The sequence below is a fragment of the Streptomonospora alba genome (genome assembly GCF_000826685.1).
In the GTDB taxonomy this organism is placed as follows: domain Bacteria; phylum Actinomycetota; class Actinomycetes; order Streptosporangiales; family Streptosporangiaceae; genus Streptomonospora; species Streptomonospora alba.
On the sequence record NZ_JROO01000029.1, the window covers coordinates 38330 to 61883 of the forward strand.

Sequence of the window (23554 nt, forward strand, 5' to 3'; positions counted from 1 at the left end):
CCGACACGAGCGCCGATCGCCGCTACGGCCGCCGGGCGATCGGGGAGGCCGGGTCGGCGCGGCATCGGGGGTCGCGGTGCTCGCGGGCGGCCCCCGACGAATCCGTCCGGCTATCGGCGGGTCCGCCTGTCATGGCTCGCCCCGATCGTTCCGACGGCGCGTGCCGGGGGACCGGTCGCCGCAGGGCCCGGCATGACCGGTGCCGCCGTGGTGGCCGGACGGTTCGCCCCGGGCGGTGGCCCGGTGCACCCGGGCGGCGATCGCCACGGCGAGTGCCAGCAGGACGCTGTTCTGCACGTACTTGGCTGCGACGCTCACGCCTTCGGGCACCGGACTGAGGAACCCGGTGATCGTGCCGCCGATGATCGCGGCCGCGGCCAGCAGTCCGAACTCGCGTGCTTCCCAACGCCGGGTGACGGCAAGCCGATGGATCGCCGCGGCCCCGAGGAGCAGGACGGCGGCACGTCCCGCCGTTCCGACCCAGGTGGAGGGCAGCAGATCGATGAGGAGTTTGCCGGCCAGCCCGCCGAGCAGGATCGCCGCCGGTGCGACCGGTCTACCCGAGGGGTCGGCGGGCAGCGGTCTTCCCCAGCGGGAGAACGCCGCGGCTCCCAGCGCCGACACCACCACTGCGACGCCGACGACTTGCCCGGGCCCGGGGGAGTAGTCGTACATCTGCCGGCCGTCGATATGCACCAGGGCCGCGGCAACGGCGCCCAGCCCGGTGACCACCGCGATCCCGGTCCGCCCGAGCAGGGGGCGCCCTCGCTGTTGCGGCGCGAGGGCGTGCAGCAGAGCCAGCGGCGCGCCCACGCTCATCAGCACATGCCCGGTGACCCAGCCGAGCGTGGGCCCTGCGGCCACGCCCAGCGGCTCGATCAGTGTGGGTCGTCGGAGCTCCTCCCAGTACGGGACATCCGCCCGATGCTCGCCCAGCAGCGAGAGGTCGATCAGCCCCGGCATCGCCACCCCGAATGCGGCGGCCAGCAGCAGCACGCCACGCCAACCGAGCCCGCTGCGAACCGCCGCTTCCCGGATCAGCAGCGCCGCGCCGCCGTAGAGCGGGCCGAGGAACAGCAAACCGCCTAAGAGCTGAAGTGCGTTCCCGGTCAACGACAAGTAGGCCTGCAGGTATTCGGCGCACACAGGCGCGCCGAAGTAGACGGCGAGGACCGGACCCAGTCTGCGGCGGAGGGCGAGCATGGCCGCAATGTTAATGGAGTGACTGCTCCAATAACTAGGATGGGCGTGTGCCTCGACCGATCGACCCCGAACGCCACCGCGCCCGACGTCTGCAGATCATCGACGCCGGACTGACCGTGTTCGCCAGTCACGGCTACGCCGGCGCCACGACCGCGCTGATCTGCCGCACTGCGGGCATCGGCTCCGGCACGTTCTTCCACTACTTTCCGACCAAGGCGGACCTGCTGGCGGCGATCATCGAATGGGGGACCGCCGAGACCCGGGAGTTCTTCGCCGCCCAGGAGGGCCGCGCCGATGCCCGGCAGGTGCTGTTCGACTTCGTCCGGCACGCGACGGCCGAGTTGGAGGACGAGCGTGCCGCAGGCTTCGTCCGCGCCGTCGGCGGCCAGGTCGGGGACACCGGGGTGGCCGCCGCGCTCGAAGCCGACGACCGAGCGGTCCGCCTGGGCCTGCGAACCTGGGTCGAACGCGCCCAAGGCGACGGCGGCGTTCGCACCGATCTGCCGGCCGACCGCCTCGTCGAGTGGATCGTTCTGCTGCTCGACGGCTTCGCCTCGCTGGTGGCGGGACGGAGCGGATTCGAGGCCGCCCGTGAGGCCCCGATGCTGCTCGAACAGACCGAGCGGCTGCTCGCCCCGACTCGCTGACGCCAGCGGCCGGGAGTCGGGGTGCACAGTGCACCGGGGCGGTGGAGGCTGCCGGCCCGGCACCGGTCGAGGCCCACGATCTCCATCGGTGTGGATCTCCGTCTACCGCACCCGGCGACGGGACTCCACGTAACGCGTGCCGGAGAGCCCCATGGGCTTCCTGTGCAGGGCTGACAGGCGATCGGCGATCACGTCGAAACCCGGGGGACCTGTTGGGGCTCGGGGCCACCGCGTCGATGCTGTCGGACTCGTGATGACGGTGCTCCCCGCGCACGCGGGGTTGGTCCCCCTCAAACGGGCAGTTGATGATGCGCCCGGTGTGCTCCCCCGCGCACGCGGGGATGGGCACCGGTCGATCTCACGTAGGCCGAGCCCGCCGAGTGACTCGCTGGCCGATTACGGGGCCGCCGTGGCATAGGCCTCCAGGAGGAGGTCGCCTCGGCGCGTGCGGGCGATGCTGACCGTGCGGCCCTGCCGCCTACGGTGGATGAGTCCGGCTTTGGCGAGTGCCGCGCAGTGATGGGTGGCGGTGGGCGGACTGCAGGTGAGCAGGGCGGGCACCGCGCTCATGGGGGTTTCGCGGTCCAGGTAGCGCAGCAAGCGGGCTCGGATCGGAGTCAGCAGCGCGTCGAGCTGTGCCGGGTTGGCGCGGTGACCGGAGAGCAGAGCGGTTGCGAAACCCGAGTGAGTGCCGAGGCGTACGGCCGGTCGGGCCGGACCCTCAGGCGTGCTCGGCCGCGCTTTTCAGGTGGCCGAGCCACGAGGCGAGGGAGTCGTCGAGAGCGGCCCGCATGCCGGCGACGTCGGCGCGTACCGGCTCCCCGTCCCAGGACTCCTCGGTGCGAACGCGCACGGAGGAACCCGCCTCCTCGAACGTCCACAGATGGACGCCGACGATCCCGTGGGCCGACCCGCCCCAGAGGATTCGCCGCGGCGCCTCGACGGCGTACACGGTCGATTCGATGTCCAGTCCCGCCGTGCTCCAGCGGAACGTGTCGCCGACCGCCAACGGTCCGGCGGCTCGCGCGGCGGTGATCTCGGGCTGCCACCGCGGCCACGAGGGCACGTCCGCGAGTAACCGCCACACGCGCTGCAAGGGCGCGCCGACGTGGATACTGCGGCGTACGACGACAGGCGCGTTCGCGTCGATCTCGGTGATCGCGTTCATGGTCCGTTCTCCTCGGTGACGTGGATCCGGAGCTCGCTGCGGCTCCGCGGCCATGGGAGAACGATCGCGCGGCAGCACGGCGGTTCGCGTCGGTGATGACCGCCTAACCCGCCTGGAATACCCCGCCCGGAATACCCCGCCCGGAATACCCCGCTTCGTCCCCGCTCCGTCCACGGTCCGCCGGGGGAACGCACCGCCCTGGGCGTTCCGGGCGCTCGGGAGCCGGGTCGGCTCCCCGAAGTCCGGCACGTGCCGCAGCCGTGTGCGGACGGGTGCTCCGTGGTCACGGCATTCGGAGAGCCCGCAAATGGGGAAGCGGAACGCCCCCGAGGGCGAGGAGCGATCCACGTCGCGGCGGACCGGACCGTGCCGCCGTCCTTCGGCGGTGCGCTTGCCGGGGGCCCGGGGCCCTCTCAGCGTCCTGCCTGGCGCCCTGGCCGTGCACCGCGAGCGGTGCCGCCTGTTCGCACCCCTCGCTGAGCACGCCCCGCTGCGGCGCTCACTCGCGCCAGGTGCTCAACGTGCGTGAGACCTCGGCGGCGTCGTTGACGACCTCCTCGCGGATGCGGGCGGCGCGCTCCTCGCCGATCCGGTACTGGGGGCCGGCGACGCTGATCACCGCCACCATCCGGTTCGACACCGTGATGGGTGCCGCCACCGCCCAGACGTCCTCGTCCACCTCCGAAACGCTTTGCGACCAGCCCTGCGCGGTGATGAGCGGCAGCTCGGCCAGCACCGCATCGCGCTCGGCCGGCGGAGGCCGGTTCTCCAGCCGGTCGAAGTAGCGCTCGGCCCACTCCCGCCCCATACCGGCGAGCAGCGCCTTGGGGCCCGCGCCGTGGTGCAGACTCATCGTCTGGCCGGGCCGGAACGACAGCCGGATGGACCGGTCGGCCTGGGATATCTCCGTGCAGGTGGCGAAGTCGCCGGCGCGGCGGATGACCAGAGCGGTCTCCCCGGTGACCGAGGAGAGCCGCTCCACCATGGGGCGCAGCACGTGGGACATGCGCATGCTGCGCTCGGCGGTGTCGGCAAGGGCGAGGATGCGCGGGGTGAGGACATAGCCGCCCGCGCCGTTGTCCTCGACGAGGTCCAGCTCGCGCAGCAGGGACAGGAACCGGTAGGCGGAGGGTGTGGAGATGCCGACGCCCTCGGCGACGTCGTCCGCGGTGAGCTCGGGAGACTGCTCGGAGAACTGAAGCAGCGCCTTCAGCGCCCGGCGTGCGCTGTCCACGCCGGGGGTGCGGCCTCGCACCTCTGTCACTGCGTCCCCCTCCTCTCTTCGTTCCTTCGTTCCTGACGGTCGTGCGGCGTCCGGGCCGCCTGCGGGCATTCACAGAGTGCCAGAGGCCGGGTACCGGAAAACCCCGGTGCGGGGTGGAGGCGCGTCCGCACGGGGCGGCCGCACCTCCGCCCGGCCTCAGGCCGAGTAGGTGCCGACGATGCGGTTCTGCTCGATGATGTTTCCGGCGTAGTCGGCGAGGAACGCCTCGCGCGAGGGTGCGCCCTCGACCCGGGTGTCGAGCGCGTAGACCCAGAAGTAGTAGTGGTGCGTGCCGTGGCCGGGGGGCGGGTTGGGGCCGGCGTAGGCGTTCTCCCCGAGTGTGTTGGGGCCCTCGCGGCGGTCGGGGCCTCCGCCGCTTCCGCTGCCGATGCGGGCGGTGGAAGGCGTGATCCCGTAAACCGTCCAGTGCGTGAACCCGCGCGGGAGCGGCGCGTCGGGGTCGTGGCAGACGACGGCGAGCTCCACGGTCCCCGCCGGGATTCCGGAGATCTCCAGGTCGGGTGCGGTATCGCCGCCGTTGGCCGCGTGGGCGTCGGGGATCCGCTCGCCCTGCTCGAACTGGCGGGCCGCGATCGACAGGTCGCGGATGTTCAGGGGCATGGTTCGTCTCCTTTTCGGTGTCGGTTGTCCGGTGCCGAGGGCGGCGCGGCGCCTGGGCGCCTCACTCCGCTTCCTCCAGCACACGGGTGATCTCGTCGGCGACGGTCCGCGGACGCTGCTCGGGAACGTAGTGGTCGGCCTCGGCGACCTCCAGCGCCCGCAGGTCCGGACGCAGTCGCCGGGTGGCGGCGAAGGCGCGCTCGGAGACGATCCGGCTCGCCTCGCCGCGCAGGAGGGTGACGGGGACGGCCACCTCGCGCATCGCCTCGGCGAAGTCGGTGCGCAGGCCTTGGACCGTCTGGCGCATCGCGTCGGGGGCGGCCAGCGCCTGCAGGCCGCCCCCGACGCGGGTGTAGCCGTAGGCGATCCGGCGTCGCAGCGCCTCGCGGGGCGTGCGCGGGTAGCGGTCGTGCAAGTACTCCTCGACTTCGGCCGCGGAGCCGAAGAGCCGGTCGCCCCCGCGCACCCGCGATTCGAGGGCGTCGAGCACGGCGGGCTCGACGTAGGGCGTGTAGTCGACCGCGACCACGCCCGCCACGCGCTCGGGCCGCGCGGCGGCGAGCACCACCGCGTTGCGCGCCCCCAGCGAGTGGCCGCACAGCACCGCCCTGTCGCAGCCGAGTTCGTCGAGGAGGGCGCCCAGGTCCGCGCAGAAGTGGTCGGCGGTGTACCCGCCCGCGGGCTTGGCGCTGCGGCCGTGCCCGCGCTGGTCGAGCGCGATCGTGCGGACGCCGCCGCCCAGCAGCTCCACCACCGGGTCCCATACGCCCAGGCTGGCGGTGGTGCCGTGCAGCAGGACCACGGTCGGTCCCGACCCCTGTTCGCGGTAGCACAGCTCGGCGGGCGTGGAGCGGGTGAACGACAGGTGCGCGGTCATCGGCCCGCCTCAGACCGGCGTGATCTCGGAGAGCGCCTTGCGCACGGTGACCAGGCCGCGCAGGATGTCGGCGCGCTTGGCGGCGACCTCTCCCTCGGCGTAGGGGTACATCCCGTCCTCCGTCTTCATCCCGAGGCGGTTCTGCTCCGTAAGCTTCGTCACCAGGGGGGAGATCCCCTTTTCGTCGGACAAGTCGGGATTGAGGTAGCCCGACACCGACGAGTAGATGTCGAGGCCGGCCATGTCCAGGAGCCGCATGGGACCGATCACGGCCAACTTGTAGCCGATACCCCACTTCACGCAGGTGTCGATGTCCTCCTGGCTGGCCACGCCCTGCTCGACCAGGGACAGGCACTCGCGCATGATCGCGTAGAGCACCCGGTTCTCCACGAATCCGGGGACCTCCTTTTCCACCACCGCCTTATAGCCGAGCGCCTCGACGATCGCCACGGTCGCCGTCTCGACTGCCGGGTCGGTCCGCTCGCCGCGGATCACCTCGATCATCGGGATCAAGTGCGGCGGATTGGACCAGTGCATGCCGACCAGGCGCTGCGGGTGTGCCATGGCTGCGGCCATGTCCGAGATCGGGATGCCGGAGGTGTTGGTCGCGATCACGACTCCGGTGCCCACGGCGGCCTCGATCCTCTCCAGAACCCGGCGCTTGAGTCCGATCTCCTCGGGCACGGCCTCGATGACCAGTTCGGCGCCGTCGAGAGCCGCCGCCGCGTCCAGCTCGAAGGAGACCGACCCGCCCTCGGTGACGGGCGTACCGAGCTGGTCGAGTGCGCCCGAGGCGGCCGTGCATGCGGACTCGGCGCGGTCGAGCGCCTCCTGGCTGATGTCGTTGAGGCGGACCTCGGATCCGTGCCGGGCCAGCAGCGCGGCGATGCCGGGGCCCATGGTGCCCGAGCCGATCACGGCGCAGATGCCGGGAACGTTCATGGTGGTTCCTCCTATGCGGGTCGTTTCGGCGCGGGAAGGGCGCCGCGGGCGTTGTCAGCGCCGGGCCTCGTGCGCGTCGAGCTTCCGGTTGAAGTACATCCAGTAGTTGTCGCGGGCGCGCTGGGGGTAGATCCGCCGGTGCTTGTCGACGGTCTCCGCGGCGTCGGGAGGCGTGTGGGCCAATCCGGAGGCCCCCAGCGCCAGCTGCGCCTTGGCCGCCCACTCCAGGAAGATCCCGGCGAGGGTGGCGTCGCGGACGTCCTTGCCGACGAAGGCGATCCCGTGGTTGGCCAGCAGGACGGCCTCGGCCGGGCCCAGGGTGGCGGCCACGGCGGTGCCCAACTCCGGCGTGGTGACGATGTGGCTGGTCTCGCTGAAGCGGGGGACGCCGTGGTCGGCGAACCACACCGCGTGGTTGACGTAGGGGCCGATTTCGCCGTCCGTCGCGCCGAACACGGTGGCGTGGAAGGCGTGGGTGTGCCCGACCACGGCCACGTCGGGCCTGGCGCGCATGATCTCGGCGTGCAGCGGCCACTCCAGGTGTCGCAGGCCTTGGCCCTCCAACACGTCGCCGTCGAAGCCGATCAGGATGAAGTGGTGGGCCTCCACCTCCTCCAAACCGAGGTTGCCCTGCTTGAGCCAGAGTCCGCGGCCGTGGGGATCGCGATAGGAGAGGTGGCCCATGGACATGTCGCCGTGGCCCTCCAGTTCGAGGATCCGGTGGGCGCGGGCGAGTTCGCACAGCACGTTGCCGATGGACTCGTCCTGGTTGTACAGGGCGTGGCTGTGGGACATGGCGGACCTTCCGTGCGGCATGGGGTGAATGCGGCGAATGCGGCGGGTTCTGGGCCGTGCTCAGGAGGAGGCCGCCGCCCGGGCCTCCCCGGCGTCGAGACCGCCGACTCGGTGGTGAACGCGTCCGCCGCTGGCCACGGCGACGCAGATCAGCAGCTCGTCGGGCCGCGGAGCGTCGGGCGCGCTCAGTGTGATCGCGTCATAGTGCGAGCGCACGTAGATTTCGTCCTTGAACGCCAACGGGATGTCGATGGGTGTGCCCGGCGCGGCGGTCTTGGTCGCCGATGAGATCCAGGCGGCGCCGCCGCCCACCGCCGCGCGCAGGGCGTCGCCGAAGACGGTGGTCACGCAGGCGACGACGTGCTCCTGCTCGCCGTCGACTCCGGCGATGCCGCCCTTGCCGTAGCTCTGCACCTCCCGGCCGCCCAGCAGCGCGGCGGCCCGTCGGCCCAGCTCTGTGCCCAGGGCGGCGCTCGGCGCGGTCAGCGCCGAGAGGTCTGCGGCATAGGAGCCGGCGAAAGGGTTGCCGATCACGACACCGCAGGCCGCCTTGACCAGGGGCTCTTCGGGCCGGGGGCCGTTCTCGTGTGCGATCTCCTCGACGGTGCCCACCCAACGGCGAACCCGGTAGTGCTTGTCCACTTCGGCTGCGCCGGTCATGGCCGGTGCTCCTCTCACGATGGCTGTCGCTGCGGCGGGCGCCGCCGCAGAGCGCGGTGCCGGGGATGGGCGGCTAGCTCGCCCCGGCGGTGTGGCGTCGGGGGTCGGTGGGGTCGTAGACGGCGGTTTCCAGGTTCTCGGGGCCGAACTGGTTGCCCTGCGACATGCGGCGTGTGGCGGCGTAGTCGGCGGAGCGGCGCTGGCAGCGGTCGGTGATGGGCCGCTCGCGCCGCTCCCACTCGGCCAGCGCGCCGGCGACCGCCGCGGAGTCGGCGGCCGCGGCGGTCACGGCCTGGGCGAGGGTGTAGGCGTTGGCCATCGCCGTCCCTGCGCCCTGGGCCAGCGCCGGGCACATGGCGTGGGCCGCGTCCCCGACCAGCGCGACCCGCCCGCTGGCCCAACTGCGCAGCTGCGTGGTCTGGTAGCCGTAGTAGCGGGCGTCCTCGGCGACGGCGGCCGAGCGCAGCACGGGAGCCAGTTCCGGAAAGACCGAGGTCCACAGGTCCAGGTCGATGGGGGTGCGGCTGCCCTGCTCGTCGGCGCTGGGTGCTCCCAGCGCGATGTAGAGCTCGCGCTCGTTGCAGGGTACGTAGAGGACCCGCAGGTAGCGCGGCTCCAGATTCCAGAAGTCGATCACGTTGTCCCACTCGCCGGGCCCCAGTTCGTCCTTGTGCCGCGGCACGAGGAAGCGGATGATCCCGTCGGCGGACTTCCAGCGGTCCTGCTCGAAACCGATCGAGTCGCGCACGCGGGAGCGCACTCCGTCGGCGCCGACGACCAGGTCGGCCTCCCTGGTCTCCCCTGAGGCCAGCGTGATCGTCCCGGCGGGGTCGGCGGCCACAACCTCCGAGCCGCTGCGGATCTCCGCCCCGGCCCGTCGCGCCGCCTCCAGCAGACAGCGGTGCAGGTGCGGGCGTGTCATGGTCCGCCACCGCAGGCCGCCGAAGTCCTCCTTCGACACGGTCTGGCCGTGCATCCGCGTTTCGTAGTACGGCGGGGTCATGGAATCCGACCCGGCCTCGTCGTAGGCCCCGATCGCCTCCAGGACGCGGATGCTGTTGTGCCAGAGCACGATGCCGGCGCCTTGCTCGCGGAGATGTTCCCCCTTCTCGTGAACGCGTACCGTCCAGCCGAGCCGGGCCAGGGCCGCTGCCGCGGTCAGCCCTGCGAACCCCGCGCCCGCGATCTCGGCGTGGCGGCCGCGGCCGCCGGTTGTGTGTGTCATCAGGTCCTTCGCCTCTTCGTGTCGGCGTTCAGCGTGCGGCGCGTCGCGATCCGGTCAGTTCCCGGAGTGGTAGGACTCCTGGAACGAGGGGTCGTAGACCTCCTCCACCGGCGGAGCCTGGCCCTTGAGGGCACCCTGGTCGGCGAGGATGTCGACGGTCGCCTGCCACCGCTGCTCCTCCATCGCCCCCAGGCCGCCCTCCTCGGTGGCCGGGCTGGTGAAGGTCTGATCGATGTCGGCCTGCAGCTGCTTCTGGAAGAGGTCGGCGTTGTCGGCCTGCTCCGGTGCGGAAGCCGCGAGGATCTCCGCGGTTTCGGCCGGGTGGTCGGCGACGTACTCGAAGGCCTTGAGGTAGGCGTCGGTGAACGCCTGCACGGTTTCGGGATCCTGCTCGACCATGTCGTCGCTGGTGGTCAGGCCGGACCCGTAGGCGTCGTAGCCGGCGTCGGCGCCGAGCAGGACACTGAGCGAGCCCTCGCCGCCGGCGTGCTGGCGCAGGAGGGGGACCTCGGCGTCGACGTAGCAGATGACGGCGTCGACCTGCCCTTCGAGCAGGTAGTTCTCGTAGGGCGGGGTCACGGTGACCTCTTCGACCTTGTCTCGGTCGATGTCGTTGGCGGCCATCAGGGCCTCGTAGAAGATGTAGGTCGATCCGGCGGGGTGCACGCCGATCTTCAAGCCGCTCAGATCGTCGACCGAGCCCAACTGCACGTTGTCCTTGAGCGTGCACATCCCCAGCGGCGAGACCTGGTTGACCGCGGCCAGGGCTTGCACGGGCACGCCCTGGGAACGCGCTGTGACCAGGGAGGGCAGGTCGGCGAAGCCGAAGTCGGCCTGGCCCTTGCCGACGGTGCGCAGGGCGTCGGGCGAGCCGGAGCCGGTGGTGATCTCCTCGACCTCGATCCCGGCGTCCTCGAAGTAGCCCTTCTCCTGGGCGACGTAGAACATCCCGTGGTTGCCGCGCAGCTGGTAGTCGAGTTGCACGGTGACCGTTGTGGGGCCCTCGTCTTCGGCGCCTCCGGAGCCGCAGGCGGCGGCTGCCAGCAGGACCGCCGAAGCGGCCATGGCGGTGCTCGCGCGCAGCGCGGATCGGGTGGGCAAGCGGTGGTATCCGGTGTATGGCATGACGTACTCCAAAGGGACATGCGCGGGGAGCGCGGGGGATGTCGGTGCGAGTGCGCGGTACGCGGCGATGACCGCGCCGGGTCTACTGGGATTCGGCGGTGATGTGCGGGAACCGGCGCGCGAGGGCGAACTCGGCGAGCGACATCCCGTAGTACAGGACCAGTCCCAGCAGCGATACGAGGATCAGGGCGGAGAACATGAGCGGGGTGTCGAGCTGGGTCGACGCGAACTGGATGAGGTAGCCGAGGCCGTCGGAGGCTCCGGCGAACTCGGCGACGACGGCGCCGATCACCGCCAGCGTGATGGCGATCCGCATTCCCGCGAACAGGTAGGGCAGGGAGGTGGGGATCTGGATGCGGGCGAGGATCTGGTTGCGGGTGGCGCCGACCGACTTCATCAGCAGCAGCAGGTCCGGGTCGATGCTGCGCAGTCCGACGAGCATGTTGAGGGTGATCGGGAAGAACGCGATCACCACGACCAGCAGCAGTTTGGGTGTCACGCCGTAGCCGAACCAGAGGATGAAGATCGGGGCCAGCGCCACCTTGGGGACCACCTGGAACAGGACCACCAGCGGGTACACCGCCCGGTCGACCCAGCTGAAGCGCGCGATCACCACGGCCAGTCCTACGCCTACCGCGACGCTGATCAGGAATCCGTAGAGGATCTCCTGGGTGGTGATCCAGGCGGCCGCGAGTAGCAACTCGCGGGAGTTCCAGGTCTCGGCGGCGAAGGCGCTCGGCGGGGCGACGACGAACTCCGAGACCCCGAGAAGGGCCACCGCCAGCTCCCACGCCACCAGCACGGCCAGGAGTAAAAGGGCGCTGGGCCAGGCGCGGGAGTACCACCGCCGCAGCCGACCGGGGGTTGTCGACACCGGCCTGCTGTGCTCACGGGTGGGGACGCCGGGTGCCGCGGTCACCATGGTCACACCGTCGCTTTCGGTTCGAGTAGCTCGCGCAGCCGGGATGTGTAGTCGGTGAACACCGGGTCGTCGAACACCTCGCGGGTGCGCGGGCGGGGGAGGGAGATATCGAGGGTCTGCACGAGCCGTCCGGGATCGGCGCCCATGACGTGCACCGTGTCGGAAAGGAAGACCGCCTCGCTGATCGCGTGGGTGACGAAGACGACGGTCTTGCCCGTCTGAGTCCAGATTTCGGCGAGCTTCTCGTTCATCTCGTCGCGGGTGATGGCATCGAGGGCGCCGAAAGGCTCGTCCATCAGCAGGATCTCGGGGTCCATGGCCAGTGCGCGGGCGATGGAGACCCGCTGTGCCATACCGCCCGAGAGCTGGTGGGGCAGCTTTCCGGCCGCCTCCTCAAGGCCGACGAGGGCGAGCGCGTTCTCGGCCGCCCGGAGCGACTCGGCGCTGCGGCCCTTTCCGGTGGCGACGTCGCGCAGTACGCATGCGTTCTGCAGAGCGGTCTTCCACGGCAGTAGGGCCGGCCGCTGCGGAACGAGGCCGATCTGGCGCCGGTCGACCGCTTCCGAGGGCGGTCGGCCCCCGATCGAGACCTCTCCGTCGGTGGGTTCCAGAAGCCCGCCCAGGATCTTCAGCAGTGTGCTCTTTCCGCAGCCCGACGGTCCGAGCAGGGTGACGAAGGCTCCGGGGGCGATGGTCAGGTCGAGGGCCTCCAGAACGGGCTGTGCGGTGCTGGTTCCGCCGAAGCGCATCCCGATGCCACGTGCGGAGATGAATCCCGATTCCATGCGGCCGGTCCTTCCTTGTACTGAGCGGACGACAGCAGCGCTCCGACGGTTATCACTCTCTAATAATGTTCTATTAGATCCACTACGCTAAGAATCGAGATCTTGGGAGTCAAGGGGGTCTGTGCAAGAAAATCCCTGGTCACAGCATGTTTACAAGGGAGAGAGAAGTAGCTCCGCGTGTTCGCTCCGTCACGCGCCACCCTGGGTTCGGGTGCGAAACGACTGCTGTGTCAGGCTTTCCGTTGACTCGGTCAGAATGGGGCAGATGCGTAAAATTGCATCAAATCAGACATTTGGTCTCGGGGGTGGCGAGGTGGCGAACCCCGTTGAATGCGGTCCGCCGGCCGTCGGATCCCCGCATGGAGGCGACGGGCAGGACGCCGTGGGGGCGGTTTCGCCGCGCGCGGCCGCGGATGCGGGTGAAGCGGTGTCCAGCGACCGCATGTGCGCAAGGCGGCGCGCTGTGAACGCGTTCCGCCTGATGCTCCGGTCCGTGCCGGGGCGGCGTTCGAGAACGGTCAGCCCGTCGAAAGAGCCACCGCCGACTGCACTTTTCAGCCGTACAGGGTGAGCACGGCGACGACGGCCGCGGTGTTCCACAGGCAGTGGCTGACCATCGAGGCGGTCACGCGGCCTGTGAGCATGAAGAGGCCGACATAGACGAGTCCGGCCACGGCGATGGCGACCGCTGCCGACCAGCTGGAGGGCACATGCAGCAGGCCGAAGAGCAGCACCGACAGCACCGCGGCCACGCCCACCGCGCGGCGGCGCCGGCGGAAGGCCTCCGGTAGAGCTCCGATCATGAATCCGCGGAAGTAGAGTTCCTCGGCGACGCCGCCCCCGATGACGCCGAGCACGAGCGTGGCGGCCAGGGCGGCCCCGCCGGCAGCCGTGTTGTCCAGGACCTCGCGGGCCTCGGGGCTGTCGGCTCCACCGGCCATCGGAACGAGGACGCCGAACTCCAGCAGCAACCGCGGCACCACGGCTGCGGCGCCCAGCGCGGAGTCGCGGACCCAGTGCCGCGCGCTCAGTCCGACGTCTACCCACCGCAGACGGCGGCGGTGCAGCCACCACGCCGTGATGGCGCATACCAGCAGCAGCTCGGCCAGCGCCACGGTGATCAGCACCGCGGGCCCCTGGCCGGTGAAGACCCCTGCCGCCAGCGGAGGCGCCACGAAGACGATCAGTGCCCCGCCGAGGAACACCAGGCTCGCCCGCACGGGCGCGGGACGTCGCTCCGGCGCCCGAGCGTCCGGCCGCGCCTCAGGTGTCGGTTCCTCGCGCTGTTCCCACTCCCTCGCCATGGGAATGGAGCCTATGCCTGGATACCGGCCGGTCTGGGAAAACCGACGGCGACCGGGCTCAGTGGCGAGCCGGTAACGAGAAGGGCATCCTGTCTGACATGGAAACGAGTGCCGACGAGCAGGGGCGGGGCATTCCGGTGACGCATGTGGTCGAGTTGCTCGACGCTGTGGCTGCCGACTCCGAGGAGACCGCCGATGAGGCGCTGGAGCGGTCGAGTGGCAAGCTCCCGGCCGAAGACCTGGCGGCGCTGACGAACCGTGTTCGCAATCTCCGCTCCTTGCTGGCGCGGTGGCGGCGTCGCGGTCTGGAGTTGTCGGCCTTGTTCTCCAGCGCCCGCGAGTTGGCCGAGCTGCGTGACACCGACACGCTGCTGCACCGTCTCGTAGAGCGAGCGCATGACCTGATGGGTACGGATGTCACTTACCTGTCGGAGTTCTATGAAGGCAGCGACGAGCTGCGAGTGCGTTCGACTCTGGGAGCGGTCGCGCCGTCGTTCCGGGAGCTGCGGGTTCCTCCGGGGATGGGCCTGGCGAGTCAGGTTGTGCGTACTCGATGCCCGCAGTGGACGTCCGTCTACCACGACAACCGTTCGATTCAGCGTGAGCAGGGAATCGATGCGGCTGTGGCGGCGGAGGGACTCGTCTCCCTGCTCGGTGTACCGCTTGTGGCGGGAGGCCGGGTGCTGGGAGTGCTGTTCGCCGCCAACCGCAGCAAGCACGAGTTCGTTCCCGATGAGATCGCCCTGTTGAGCGCTTTCGCCGATCACGCGGCGGTGGTGCTGCAGACCACGCGACTGCTGGAGCAGGCGCGCGTCGCGGCCCAGGAGGCCGAGCGGGCGAATTCCATACTGGCGAGCAACGTCACCGCGATGGAACGCGCCAGCACGGTACACGAGGATCTCACCGCCGTTGTGTTGCGGGGTGGCAGCGCACACGAGGTGGCGGAGACGCTGGGGAAGGCGCTGGATCGCCCGGTGACGATCCTCGACCGAGAACTCGCGCTCATCGTGGAGCCGGACAACGGCGGGATGCACTATTGCGAGACAGACGGCGACCTACCGCATTCCGTGCACGAGGCGATCGCAGCGAGCCGGCTGTCGGGTCGATGCGTCTTCATCGAGGATACTGCGCCGCTTCCGGAGGTCGCGGTAGCCATCGTAGCCGCCGAAACCTTCCTGGGGGCGGTACTCGTCGGATACGGCGACCTCGAACTCCGCGAAGTCGAGCAGCGCACGATCGAACGTGCCGCACAGATCGCCGCCCTCGTCGAGGTCAAGCAGGAGGCGGTGGCCGCAGCCGAGGATCGCGTGCGCGGAGAGTTGCTGTCCGACATACTGCGTGCCGATCAGCACCGCTGGCAGGAGTTGCTGCTCAGGGCGCGAGCCCGCGACGTGCGGTTGGACGAGTTGCGTTCGGTGGTGGTGGCGACGGTCCCCGCCGACGGGCGGAGACCGGCCCTCGAAGGACTGCGGAGAGCGGTTGAGGGCGGGTTGGTCGGGGAGCGGGACGGCATGCTGGTGATCCTCTCGCCTCAGGATGACCCCATGACGGCCGCGCACGAGGTGCGGCACACGCTCAACCGCGTGCAGCGGGGACCGGTGCTGGCCGTCGCGGGCCCGCCGGCTCCCTCAGTCGAGGCGCTGGGGACGTGCTTCGAAGCCGCCCGCCGGTGTGTCGAGCTCATGCGCAAGCTGAATACGACGGAAGGGACGGCCGACGCGCGGGCATACGAGCCCTACATGGCGATGTTCGGCACCGGCGGCGAACACCTGTCCGGTTTCATCGAATCGACGATCGGGCCGGTGCTGCGGTGGGACGAGGAGCGCGGCACCGAGCTGTTCGAGACGCTGTCCGCCTTCGCCGACTCCCACGCGAGCCCCAGCCGTACGGCGCGGTTCCTCCACGTCCACATCAATACGGTGACACAGCGGCTGGATCGGATCAGCGCCCTGCTGGGCCCGGAGTGGCGTGAGCCCGAATCGCTGTTCCGTGTCTCCGTCGCCGCCCGCCTGCACGCCCTGGCACGGCCGAAGACGGTGGGATGAACGAGCAACCCACCCGAGCGCTTCCCTCGGGGCGAGAACGTCGCGCAATCGGCTGACCTGGGAGTTGTCGGAACCCGGCCTGGGTGATTCACACGTGTACGGTCGTCCGGAAACGTGTAGTTCGACCGTGTTGCTGAGGTCACACTCCCCCTAGCGTTGCCTCTAACCCGGCGGCTTTGCGGCACCGGGGAGACCGCCCCCGGCCGTGCGTCGGTACGGCGCGGCCCGCACGGCTTCGGCCGAGGACAGGGAGGTATGTGTGACGAGGCAGAGCAGGATCCCCGGTTTCCGGGACGCGTCCCCGGCGGAGAGGCGGGCTATGGCCGCCAAAGGCGCCGGTGTTCCCGCGGAGGCACTCGATGCGTTCGCCTCAGGTGGGCTGACCGTCGAGCAGGCCGATCACATGATCGAGAACGCGGCGGGCACGCTCGGGGTGCCGCTGGGAGTGGCTACCAACTTCACCGTCAACGGGGTGGACGTCCTGGTCCCGATGGCCACGGAGGAGCCGTCGGTAGTCGCGGCGGCCGGCAACGCCGCGCGGATCGCGCGTGAGCGGGGCGGATTCCACACCAGCAGTTCGGCGCCTGTCATGCAGGCCCAGGTCCAAGTGCTGGACGTGGCGGACCCCGATGGCGCGCGGCTGCGCCTGCTGGAGGCCCGCGACGAATTGATCCGCCTGGCCGACGACCAGGATCCGCAGCTTGTCTCCCTCGGCGGCGGGGTGCGCGACCTCACCGTGCGCATCGTCGACGCACGCCCTGGCCGATACGTCGTGGTGCACCTGGTCGTCGATGTACGCGACGCCATGGGCGCCAACGCCGTCAACACCATGGCCGAGGCGCTCGCGGGCCGGGTCGGTGAGATCGCCGGCGGCCGCGTGCTGCTGCGGATCCTGACCAATAAGGCCGACACGAGGTTGGCGCGAGCGCGGGCCGTGTTCAGTGCCGATGCGCTGGGGGGCGAGCGGATCGTCGGCGACATCGTGCATGCGGCCGCGCTGGCCGAAGCCGATCCCTACCGTGCGGCCACGCACAACAAGGGGATCATGAACGGGATCACCGCCGTCGTGCTGGCTACCGGAAACGATACGCGGGCCGTCGAGGCCGGTGCGCACTCCCACGCCGTCGGAGCGGACGGCGTGTACACAGCCCTGTCGCACTTCGAAGTCGACTCCGACGGCGACCTCGTCGGCACGCTCGAACTTCCGATGCCGGTCGGACTGATCGGCGGAGCGACCAAGGTCCATGCGGCGGCGGGTTCCGCGGTGCGGCTGCTCGGGGTGGCCACCGCGGCCGAACTCGCCGAGATCGTCGCGGCGGTCGGCCTGGCGCAGAATCTCGCCGCCTTGCGCGCACTGGCGACCGAAGGGATCCAGCGCGGCCACATGTCGCTGCACGCCCGCAACGTCGCGGTCGCGGCCGGCGCAACGGCAGACGAGATCCCCGAGGTCGTCGGCCGATTGATCGCCGACCGGGCCATACGAGCGGACCGTGCCGAGCAGGTGCTCGCCGAACTGCGGTCGCCGGGCGGCTGACCACCGGCCACCCGGCGACAACCAGCACCGAGCCGAAGGAGACGCAGCAACCATGACTCTGCACGTGGGCATCGATGTGGGGGGCACGTTCACCGACGCGGTCGCCGTCCACGACGGCCGCGCCGTGCGCGGCAAGGCATTCTCAACACCCAACGTCACGACGGGTATCCTCGACGCCCTCGGCGTCCTCGAAGGTCGGCTCGGCGTGGCCACGGGCGACTTCTACCCGCAGATCGACCGTTTCGTCCTGGGCAACACGATCGTCACCAACGCCGTCGACGAGCAGAAGTACTCGGCCGTCGGCCTGCTGACCACGCAGGGATTCCGCGACACGCTGCGCATCGCCCGCTCAGCGCGCGACGACGAGCGCGACCCGCACCGGACGGCACCGCCGCCCGCGGTCATCGATCGCAACCGCATCGTCGAGGTCCCCGAACGCATCGACTCCCACGGCGACGTCCTCGTCCCGCTGCGCGAGGACGCCGTGGCCGAGGCCGTCGACCGTGTGCTTGCGACGGGAGCGGAATCCCTGGCGGTGTGCCTGCTGTGGTCGTTCCGCAACCGCCAGCACGAGGAGGCGATCGGCAGATACCTCGAAACCCACCATCCGGACCTGCCCTACACCCTGTCCAGCCGGCTCACGCCCGTGTATCGCGAGTACGAGCGGATGGTGACCACAACGCTCGATGCGGCGGTCAAGCCGATCGTGGCACAGCACTTCGATCATCTCGCCGAGGAGCTCGCCGCCCGAGGCCTGCGCACACCTGTGCAGATTATGCAGGTCCACGGCGGCTTCCTGTCAGCGGAGGAGACCAGCAGGGCGCCGATCGCCATGTTCAATTCCGGTCCGGTGGGAGGAGTGACCGGCGCGCGCCTGCTCGGCCAGCACCTGGGGCGGCACCGGGTGCTCACGGCGGACATGGGGGGAACCAGTCTGGATGCGGCCGCCATCATCGACGACGAGTTCCGTGTGCTGCCGCGCGCCGAGATCGGCGGACTGCCGACCAGCCTGACCGCGGTGGACATCGAGACGATCGGAGCCGGAGGCGGCAGCCTGGCCTGGGTCGACGGCCGGGGTGTCATGCGGGTCGGTCCGCACAGCGCCGGTTCCGTGCCGGGACCGGCCTGTTACGGAAAAGGCGGTGACCGGCCTGCCGTCACCGACGCCGCTCTGGTGATGGGCCTGCTCAACCCCGACTACTACCTCGGCGGTACCGTCACCCTCTACCAGGACGAGGCCCGCGACGCGGTACACCGCCACCTCGCCGAGCCGCTCGGGCTGTCCACCGACGCTGCCGCCCACGGTGTCTATCGCCTCGCCGTGTCGCAGATGGCCAACGCGGTCCGCAAGATCACCGTGAACCGGGGGCACGATCCCCGCGATTTCACCCTGGTCGGTTTCGGTGGGGCGTGCGGGCTGTTCGCGGCCGCCATCGCCGCGGAGATCGGGGTGGGAGAAGTGATCATTCCGCGCAACGCCGCAGTGTTCTCCGCCTACGGCCTCATGCACGCCGACTCCGTCTTCTCCGCAGTGCAGACCACGCCGTGGACGTTCTCCGAGCCGGCCGCGCAACTGGAAAAGGAGTTCTCCGCTCTGGAAGCGCGAGCGCAGGATTGGTTCGAGTCCGAGAGCATCCCCGCCGAGCGGCGCGAGACGCATCGCGAGGCGGACATGAAGTTCCTGGGGCAGATCTTCGAAGTCACCACGCGGCTGCCGAGCAAGGTATTCGACGATGAGGACAAGGACGTGCTGCGTCGACGCTTCATCGAGGACTACGAGGCCGAGTTCGGCGTCGGGACGGCGTGGACCGAGGCCGAGGTGCTACTCGTCAATTCCCGGGTCAAGGCGGTCGGGCGCACCGAGGCTCAGCGGATCACGGACAGTGGAAGCGGCGGCGAGCAGCATTTCGACGATGCACGGGAATGCGTCGACCCCGTCACCGGAGAACGTCGCAGCGTCGAGGTCCACCGCGGGTTCGGCGCCTTGGGCGCAGCGCACGGTCCCTGCCTCCTGGAAGAACCCGACACCACCGTGTACGTGCCCGCAGGGGCGGTTGTGGAGGTGGTCGACGGAGGCCATTTCTCGATCCGCCTGAACGCATCGTGAACGGACTCAGCATCGTTTGCCGGTCCGCCGCACACATTCCCAGGAGACGGCCATGACCATGAACTCCACGCACGTCCCCGCCGGGTACGACCCCGTCACCCTCGAAGTCCTTCGGATGCGCCTGGACTCGATCGTCGAGGAGATGGGCAGCGCGATGATCCGGTCCTCCGGCTCACCGGTGATCACCGAATCCGGCGACTTCAACACGGCATTGTTCGACCCCGAAGGCAGGATCTACTCCTACTCGGACTTCGTCCAGTTCCACATCGGATCCGGCAGCGTGGCGGTGCAGAACCTCGTCGCGGAGATCAAGGGCGAACCGCTTCACCCCGGCGACGCGTTCATCTGCAACGACCCCCACACCGCCGGCTCGGCGCACCCGCCGGACACCAACGTCATCTCGCCGATCTTCTACGGCGACGAACTCATCGGCTGGGCGCAGTCGCAGGCGCATCTGGTGGACGTGGGCGGAATGACCCCGGGCGGCTTCGCGCCGGGAGCCTACGACTGCTTCAGCGAGGCGTTGCGGCTTCCCCCCGGAGTGAAAATCTTCGAGCAGGGCAAGCCCATCGAGTGGGTCCGCCGCGTGCTGCTGAACAACGTCCGCGTCCCCACACTGTTCTGGAACGACGTGCGCAGCCTGGTCGCCAGCAACAACACCGGGATTCGCAGGCTGTTCAGCACCGTCGAGGAATTCGGACTCGCCGCGTTCCGCGAGTACACGCGGGTCAACTTCGAAATCGCCGAGCGCGTGGTGCGCGAGCGGATCGCCCTGCTCGCCGACGGCGTCTACGAGGCGGACGAGTGGACCGAGCACAACGGGCACATCAACGAGCTCTACCGCGTGCACTGCACTATGACCAAGGCCGATGACCAGATCACGATGGACTTCACCGGCTCCAGCCCTCAGACCGACGGCTTCATCAACCTCAGCTACGGAACCCTGGTGGGTAGCGTCGCCAGCGCACTCGTGCCCATCCTCGCCTGGGACGTGCCATTCAACGAGGGTGTGATGACCGCCTGCACCGTTCTGGCCGAACAGGGCTCCCTGGTCAACCCCGTGCCGCCGGCACCCATCAGCAACGGCCACCTCACGACCGGGGCCCGTGTCAGCCGACTCGTCACCAAGCTCCTCAACGAGGCGGCCAGGACCAGCACCAGTGAGCTGATACGCGCACGTACCCAAGGAGTGTGGGCGGACTCCTGGACCGGCGGCATCTCCGCAGGCACGCGCGACGACGGCGAGTACTTCGTGCTGTTCAACATGGACGGCGGAGGCATGGGCACCGGTGCCCAGCCCGTCACCGACGGCCTCGACTGCGGCGGGATGATGACCCAGGTCAACAACTCTCTGCCCGATGTAGAGATGAACGAGATGCTCTACCCGGTGCTGTACCTGTGGAAGCGGCTCAATACCGCGAGCGCGGGACACGGCGCCTACCGGGGCGGGCAAGGGCACGAGTTCGCCTGGAAACTGCACGGCACCCCGGAGGTGATCCAGACGGTGTTCGCCCCCAACGCGCAGGTGGTCGCCGACGGGTTCGGCGGCGGATTCCCCGGCGGTGGCAGCGGACATGCGGTCTGGCGCACCACCAACATCAACGACCTGCTCGACCAGGGGACCGTCCCGACCGACACCGACCTGACCGCGGGCGCGCGCGAGCTCCTGGAGATCAACCAGCAGGGCGTCACGATCGGCTCCGACGACGTGTTCATGCAGTGGGTCGCCGGAGGAGGCGGATACGGCGACCCACTGCTGCGCGCCCCAGATCTGGTCGCACGCGACGTGGCGGACGGATACGTCACCGACGCCGTCGCGGCGAAGGTCTATGGGGTGGTTCTCGTCGACGGAGAGGTCGACGGCACCGAGACCGAGCGCCGACGCGCAGCCCTGCGGGTCGAGCGCCTCGGGGGCCGCGAGCCCGCAGTCTCGATCGCGCCCGGAGCAGCTCCCGGGAGCTCGGCTCCGCAACGCGACAGCGACGGCTGGTACTGCCCCGCAAGCGGCGCTCGGCTGAGCACCGACGACGACTGGCGCGGTGACGTGCTGACTCGATCCAGCGCCGCCGCGCAGCGGTTGTCCGAGCTCGGTGTGCGAGTGCGCTCGCGGGACGCCGAGCCGGCCGTGCTGATCGACGAGCTGGTAAGCCCGGCGTGCGGCACGCTGCTGGAGACGCGCATCCGCGTGGAATCGCGCGGGAAGGAGGCGGAGACGCTGTGAACAGGCTGCCCGAGCCACCCGGCACGGAGACCACCGCGCGCGGCCCGCTCGCCGGAGTGGTCGTCCTCGACATCACCCGCGTGGTGGCCGGCCCGTTCTGCTCCATGATCCTGGCGGATCTGGGGGCGACGGTCATCAAGATCGAACGGCCCGGCGAGCCCGACTACGCGCGGGACTTTCCCCCGTTCCTCGAATCCGACGGCGGTGACCGGTTCAGCGCCTTCTTCGCCCAGTACAACCGCAACAAGATGGGCCTGACGCTCGATCTCGCCGCCGCAGAGGGCAAACAGTTGCTGAAGCGGCTCGCCGAGCACGCCGACGTGCTCGTCGAGAACTTCCGCCCGGGCACGATGGACAAGCTCGGCCTCGGCCACGTCGACCTCCAGCACGTCAATCGCAGGCTCGTCTACACTGCGATCTCGGGCTTCGGGCAGACCGGGCCGTACCGGCGGCGCCCGGCGTTCGACAACAGCGCGCAGGCCGCGGGAGGCCTGTGGTCGATGAACGGGAACCCCGACCAGCCTCCGACGCGGGTGGGCACCATCATCGGAGACCTCGCGGCGACCATGTACGCCGTGATCGGCACACTGGCAGCACTGCGGCACGCCGAACGCACCGGGGAGGGCCAGCTCGTCGATGTCGCCCAGCAGGACTCCGTGCTCTCCCTGACCGAGAGCGCCGTCGTGTCCTACACGGTCGAGGGAAAGACCGCCAAGCCCTTGGGCAACGCCCACCCGTTCGTCCGCCCCTACGGGCTCTATCCCTGCAAGGACGGGTACGTGTTCTTCGGCGGGTACACCGACAAGTTCTGGAGACTGACGTGCGCCATGTTCGGGGAGCCTGAGGCGGCCGACGATTCCGAGATCGACACCATGGCCAAGCGATTCGATCCGGAAGTCTACGAACGGCGCATCCGCCCCCTGCTGAACCGGTGGATGGCCCAGCGTACGCGGGCGGAGTTGGAGGAGCTGGCCGGCGAGCAGGTCCCGCTCACCGCGATCAAGGACATCGGCGATGTCGTCAATGATCCGCACATCAAGGCGCGCGACATGATCGTCGATGTGGAGTACCCCGAGCTCGGCACGCTTGAGATGTTCGGGCAGCCGATCCACCTCGGTGCCACTCCGGCCGAGCCCCGCGGGCTCGCGCCCGCTGTCGGCGAGCACACCGACACGCTCCTGCGGGCGATGGCGGGGCTGTCCGATGACGAGATCGCCGCGCTACGCGCCTCCGGGGTGGTGTAGGTGGGCATCACCGTCGAACGCGAGGGGGCGGTGGCGGTCATCCGGTTCGACCGCCCGGACAAGCTCAACGCCTTGACCCTGGCAATGTACGACGAGCTGGCGGCCGCCTTCGCCGAGGTCCGCGACGACGCCTCGATCTCCGCCGCTGTACTGACCGGCCGAGGTGACCGCGCCTTCTGCGTCGGGGCGGACCTGGGCGAGTCCATCCCGGCCCTGGCCGAAGGACGGTTCGACATCTCCCGTTGGGACGGCGCCCACCAGAAGCACACCGACCTCTTCAAACCCGTGATCGGTGCGGTCAACGGGCTCTGCCTGGGCGGCGGATTCGAGATCCTGCTGTCGACGGATCTGCGCGTCGCCAGCGAGCACGCCGAGTTCCAGTTCCCCGAACCCGGGGTCGGCGTGGTGCCCGCCGGTGGCACGCTCGTTCGGCTCACGCGCCAGATTCCGTACGCGTGGGCGATGCGGCTGCTTCTGCTCGCCGAGCGCATCGACGCCCGGGAAGCGTTGCGCTATGGGCTGCTGAACGCCGTGGTTCCGGCCGATGAGGTACTGCCCACCGCGGTCGAGTGGGCGGAACGCCTCGCGGGACTGAGCGGGACGGCGATCGCCACTATCAAGGAGGCGGTGCTGCGGCTGGCCGACCTTCCGTCCCGGGAGGCGTTCCAGAGCGAAGCCCGCTACGGGCAACGCGCGTTCGAAAGCCCGGACGCCCGCGAAGGGCTGGCCGCATTCCAGCAGAAACGCGCCCCCGTGTTTCCGTCGCGCCAGTCATCGACGAGCGATGAGAGCGCCGAGGAGTGACAGTGAGGATGTGTCGCGGTTCTCTGCCGGTTAGTCGACTCGCCGGTATGCGCTCCTCGCA

21 protein-coding genes are annotated in these 23554 nt (G+C 69.9%); 7 read left to right on the forward strand and 14 right to left on the reverse strand.

Going from position 1 to position 23554, the window contains the following annotated elements:
* Nucleotides 1–129: 129 nt before the first annotated feature.
* Complete coding sequence (locus LP52_RS25825; RefSeq protein ID WP_052809880.1) at nt 130–1203, reverse strand: hypothetical protein; 1074 nt, start codon at nt 1201–1203, stop codon at nt 130–132.
* 47 nt (nt 1204–1250) lie between these two features.
* Between LP52_RS25825 and LP52_RS15155 the strand changes: the two genes are divergently transcribed.
* A complete protein-coding gene (locus LP52_RS15155) occupies nt 1251–1850 on the forward strand; it encodes a TetR/AcrR family transcriptional regulator (protein WP_040274310.1) in 600 nt (199 codons plus the stop codon).
* A 396-nt stretch (nt 1851–2246) separates the two neighbouring features.
* On the opposite strand, the gene LP52_RS15160 is transcribed toward LP52_RS15155, so the two are convergent.
* From LP52_RS15160 to LP52_RS15220, 13 genes are all read right to left on the reverse strand, one after another.
* Nucleotides 2247–2450 (reverse strand): helix-turn-helix domain-containing protein, encoded by a 204-nt coding sequence (locus tag LP52_RS15160; RefSeq protein WP_040274312.1) that lies wholly within the window; start codon nt 2448–2450, stop codon nt 2247–2249.
* Nucleotides 2451–2571: 121 nt separating this feature from the next.
* On the reverse strand, nt 2572–3018 hold the full coding sequence (locus tag LP52_RS15165) for an SRPBCC family protein (RefSeq protein ID WP_040274314.1): 447 nt from the start codon (nt 3016–3018) through the stop codon (nt 2572–2574).
* A 499-nt stretch (nt 3019–3517) separates the two neighbouring features.
* Nucleotides 3518–4282 (reverse strand): IclR family transcriptional regulator, encoded by a 765-nt coding sequence (locus LP52_RS15170; protein WP_202966119.1) that lies wholly within the window; start codon nt 4280–4282, stop codon nt 3518–3520.
* 156 nt (nt 4283–4438) lie between these two features.
* Complete coding sequence (locus tag LP52_RS15175; RefSeq protein ID WP_040274316.1) at nt 4439–4903, reverse strand: YbhB/YbcL family Raf kinase inhibitor-like protein; 465 nt, start codon at nt 4901–4903, stop codon at nt 4439–4441.
* A 61-nt stretch (nt 4904–4964) separates the two neighbouring features.
* Nucleotides 4965–5780, reverse strand: coding sequence for an alpha/beta fold hydrolase (locus tag LP52_RS15180; RefSeq protein WP_052809881.1), 816 nt, complete (start codon nt 5778–5780; stop codon nt 4965–4967).
* A gap of 9 nt (nt 5781–5789) precedes the next feature.
* Nucleotides 5790–6722: a 3-hydroxyacyl-CoA dehydrogenase NAD-binding domain-containing protein gene (locus LP52_RS15185; RefSeq protein ID WP_040274318.1), complete on the reverse strand. Its 933-nt coding sequence runs from the start codon at nt 6720–6722 to the stop codon at nt 5790–5792.
* Nucleotides 6723–6776: 54 nt separating this feature from the next.
* Nucleotides 6777–7517: a class II aldolase/adducin family protein gene (locus tag LP52_RS15190; RefSeq protein WP_040274320.1), complete on the reverse strand. Its 741-nt coding sequence runs from the start codon at nt 7515–7517 to the stop codon at nt 6777–6779.
* Between the two features lie 60 nt (nt 7518–7577).
* Complete coding sequence (locus LP52_RS15195; protein WP_040274321.1) at nt 7578–8177, reverse strand: amino acid synthesis family protein; 600 nt, start codon at nt 8175–8177, stop codon at nt 7578–7580.
* Nucleotides 8178–8250: 73 nt separating this feature from the next.
* Nucleotides 8251–9402: an FAD-dependent oxidoreductase gene (locus LP52_RS15200; protein ID WP_202966120.1), complete on the reverse strand. Its 1152-nt coding sequence runs from the start codon at nt 9400–9402 to the stop codon at nt 8251–8253.
* A 54-nt stretch (nt 9403–9456) separates the two neighbouring features.
* The gene (locus LP52_RS15205) at nt 9457–10527 is read right to left on the reverse strand and encodes an ABC transporter substrate-binding protein (protein WP_052809882.1); all 1071 of its coding nucleotides are present in this window, start codon (nt 10525–10527) and stop codon (nt 9457–9459) included.
* 82 nt (nt 10528–10609) lie between these two features.
* Nucleotides 10610–11449 (reverse strand): ABC transporter permease, encoded by an 840-nt coding sequence (locus LP52_RS15210; protein WP_084723240.1) that lies wholly within the window; start codon nt 11447–11449, stop codon nt 10610–10612.
* Between the two features lie 2 nt (nt 11450–11451).
* The gene (locus tag LP52_RS15215; RefSeq protein ID WP_202966122.1) at nt 11452–12234 is read right to left on the reverse strand and encodes an ABC transporter ATP-binding protein; all 783 of its coding nucleotides are present in this window, start codon (nt 12232–12234) and stop codon (nt 11452–11454) included.
* A 554-nt stretch (nt 12235–12788) separates the two neighbouring features.
* Nucleotides 12789–13538: a CPBP family intramembrane glutamic endopeptidase gene (locus LP52_RS15220; protein WP_238580932.1), complete on the reverse strand. Its 750-nt coding sequence runs from the start codon at nt 13536–13538 to the stop codon at nt 12789–12791.
* A 98-nt stretch (nt 13539–13636) separates the two neighbouring features.
* On the opposite strand from LP52_RS15220, the gene LP52_RS15225 reads away from it, so the two are divergent.
* From LP52_RS15225 to LP52_RS15250, 6 genes are all read left to right on the forward strand, one after another.
* Nucleotides 13637–15583 carry a helix-turn-helix domain-containing protein gene (locus LP52_RS15225; protein ID WP_040274323.1) on the forward strand — a complete coding sequence of 649 codons (1947 nt, stop codon included), beginning with the start codon at nt 13637–13639 and terminating at the stop codon, nt 15581–15583.
* A gap of 259 nt (nt 15584–15842) precedes the next feature.
* Nucleotides 15843–17117, forward strand: coding sequence for a hydroxymethylglutaryl-CoA reductase, degradative (locus LP52_RS15230; protein ID WP_040274325.1), 1275 nt, complete (start codon nt 15843–15845; stop codon nt 17115–17117).
* A gap of 52 nt (nt 17118–17169) precedes the next feature.
* Nucleotides 17170–19224, forward strand: a complete 2055-nt coding sequence (locus LP52_RS15235) for a hydantoinase/oxoprolinase family protein (RefSeq protein ID WP_040274326.1) — start codon at nt 17170–17172, stop codon at nt 19222–19224.
* 52 nt (nt 19225–19276) lie between these two features.
* Nucleotides 19277–21445, forward strand: coding sequence for a hydantoinase B/oxoprolinase family protein (locus tag LP52_RS15240; RefSeq protein WP_040274328.1), 2169 nt, complete (start codon nt 19277–19279; stop codon nt 21443–21445).
* Nucleotides 21442–22689, forward strand: coding sequence for a CaiB/BaiF CoA transferase family protein (locus LP52_RS15245; protein ID WP_202966123.1), 1248 nt, complete (start codon nt 21442–21444; stop codon nt 22687–22689). The genes LP52_RS15240 and LP52_RS15245 overlap by 4 nt, the downstream gene beginning before the upstream one ends.
* Nucleotides 22690–23493, forward strand: a complete 804-nt coding sequence (locus LP52_RS15250) for an enoyl-CoA hydratase/isomerase family protein (protein WP_040274329.1) — start codon at nt 22690–22692, stop codon at nt 23491–23493.
* Nucleotides 23494–23554: the final 61 nt, after the last annotated feature.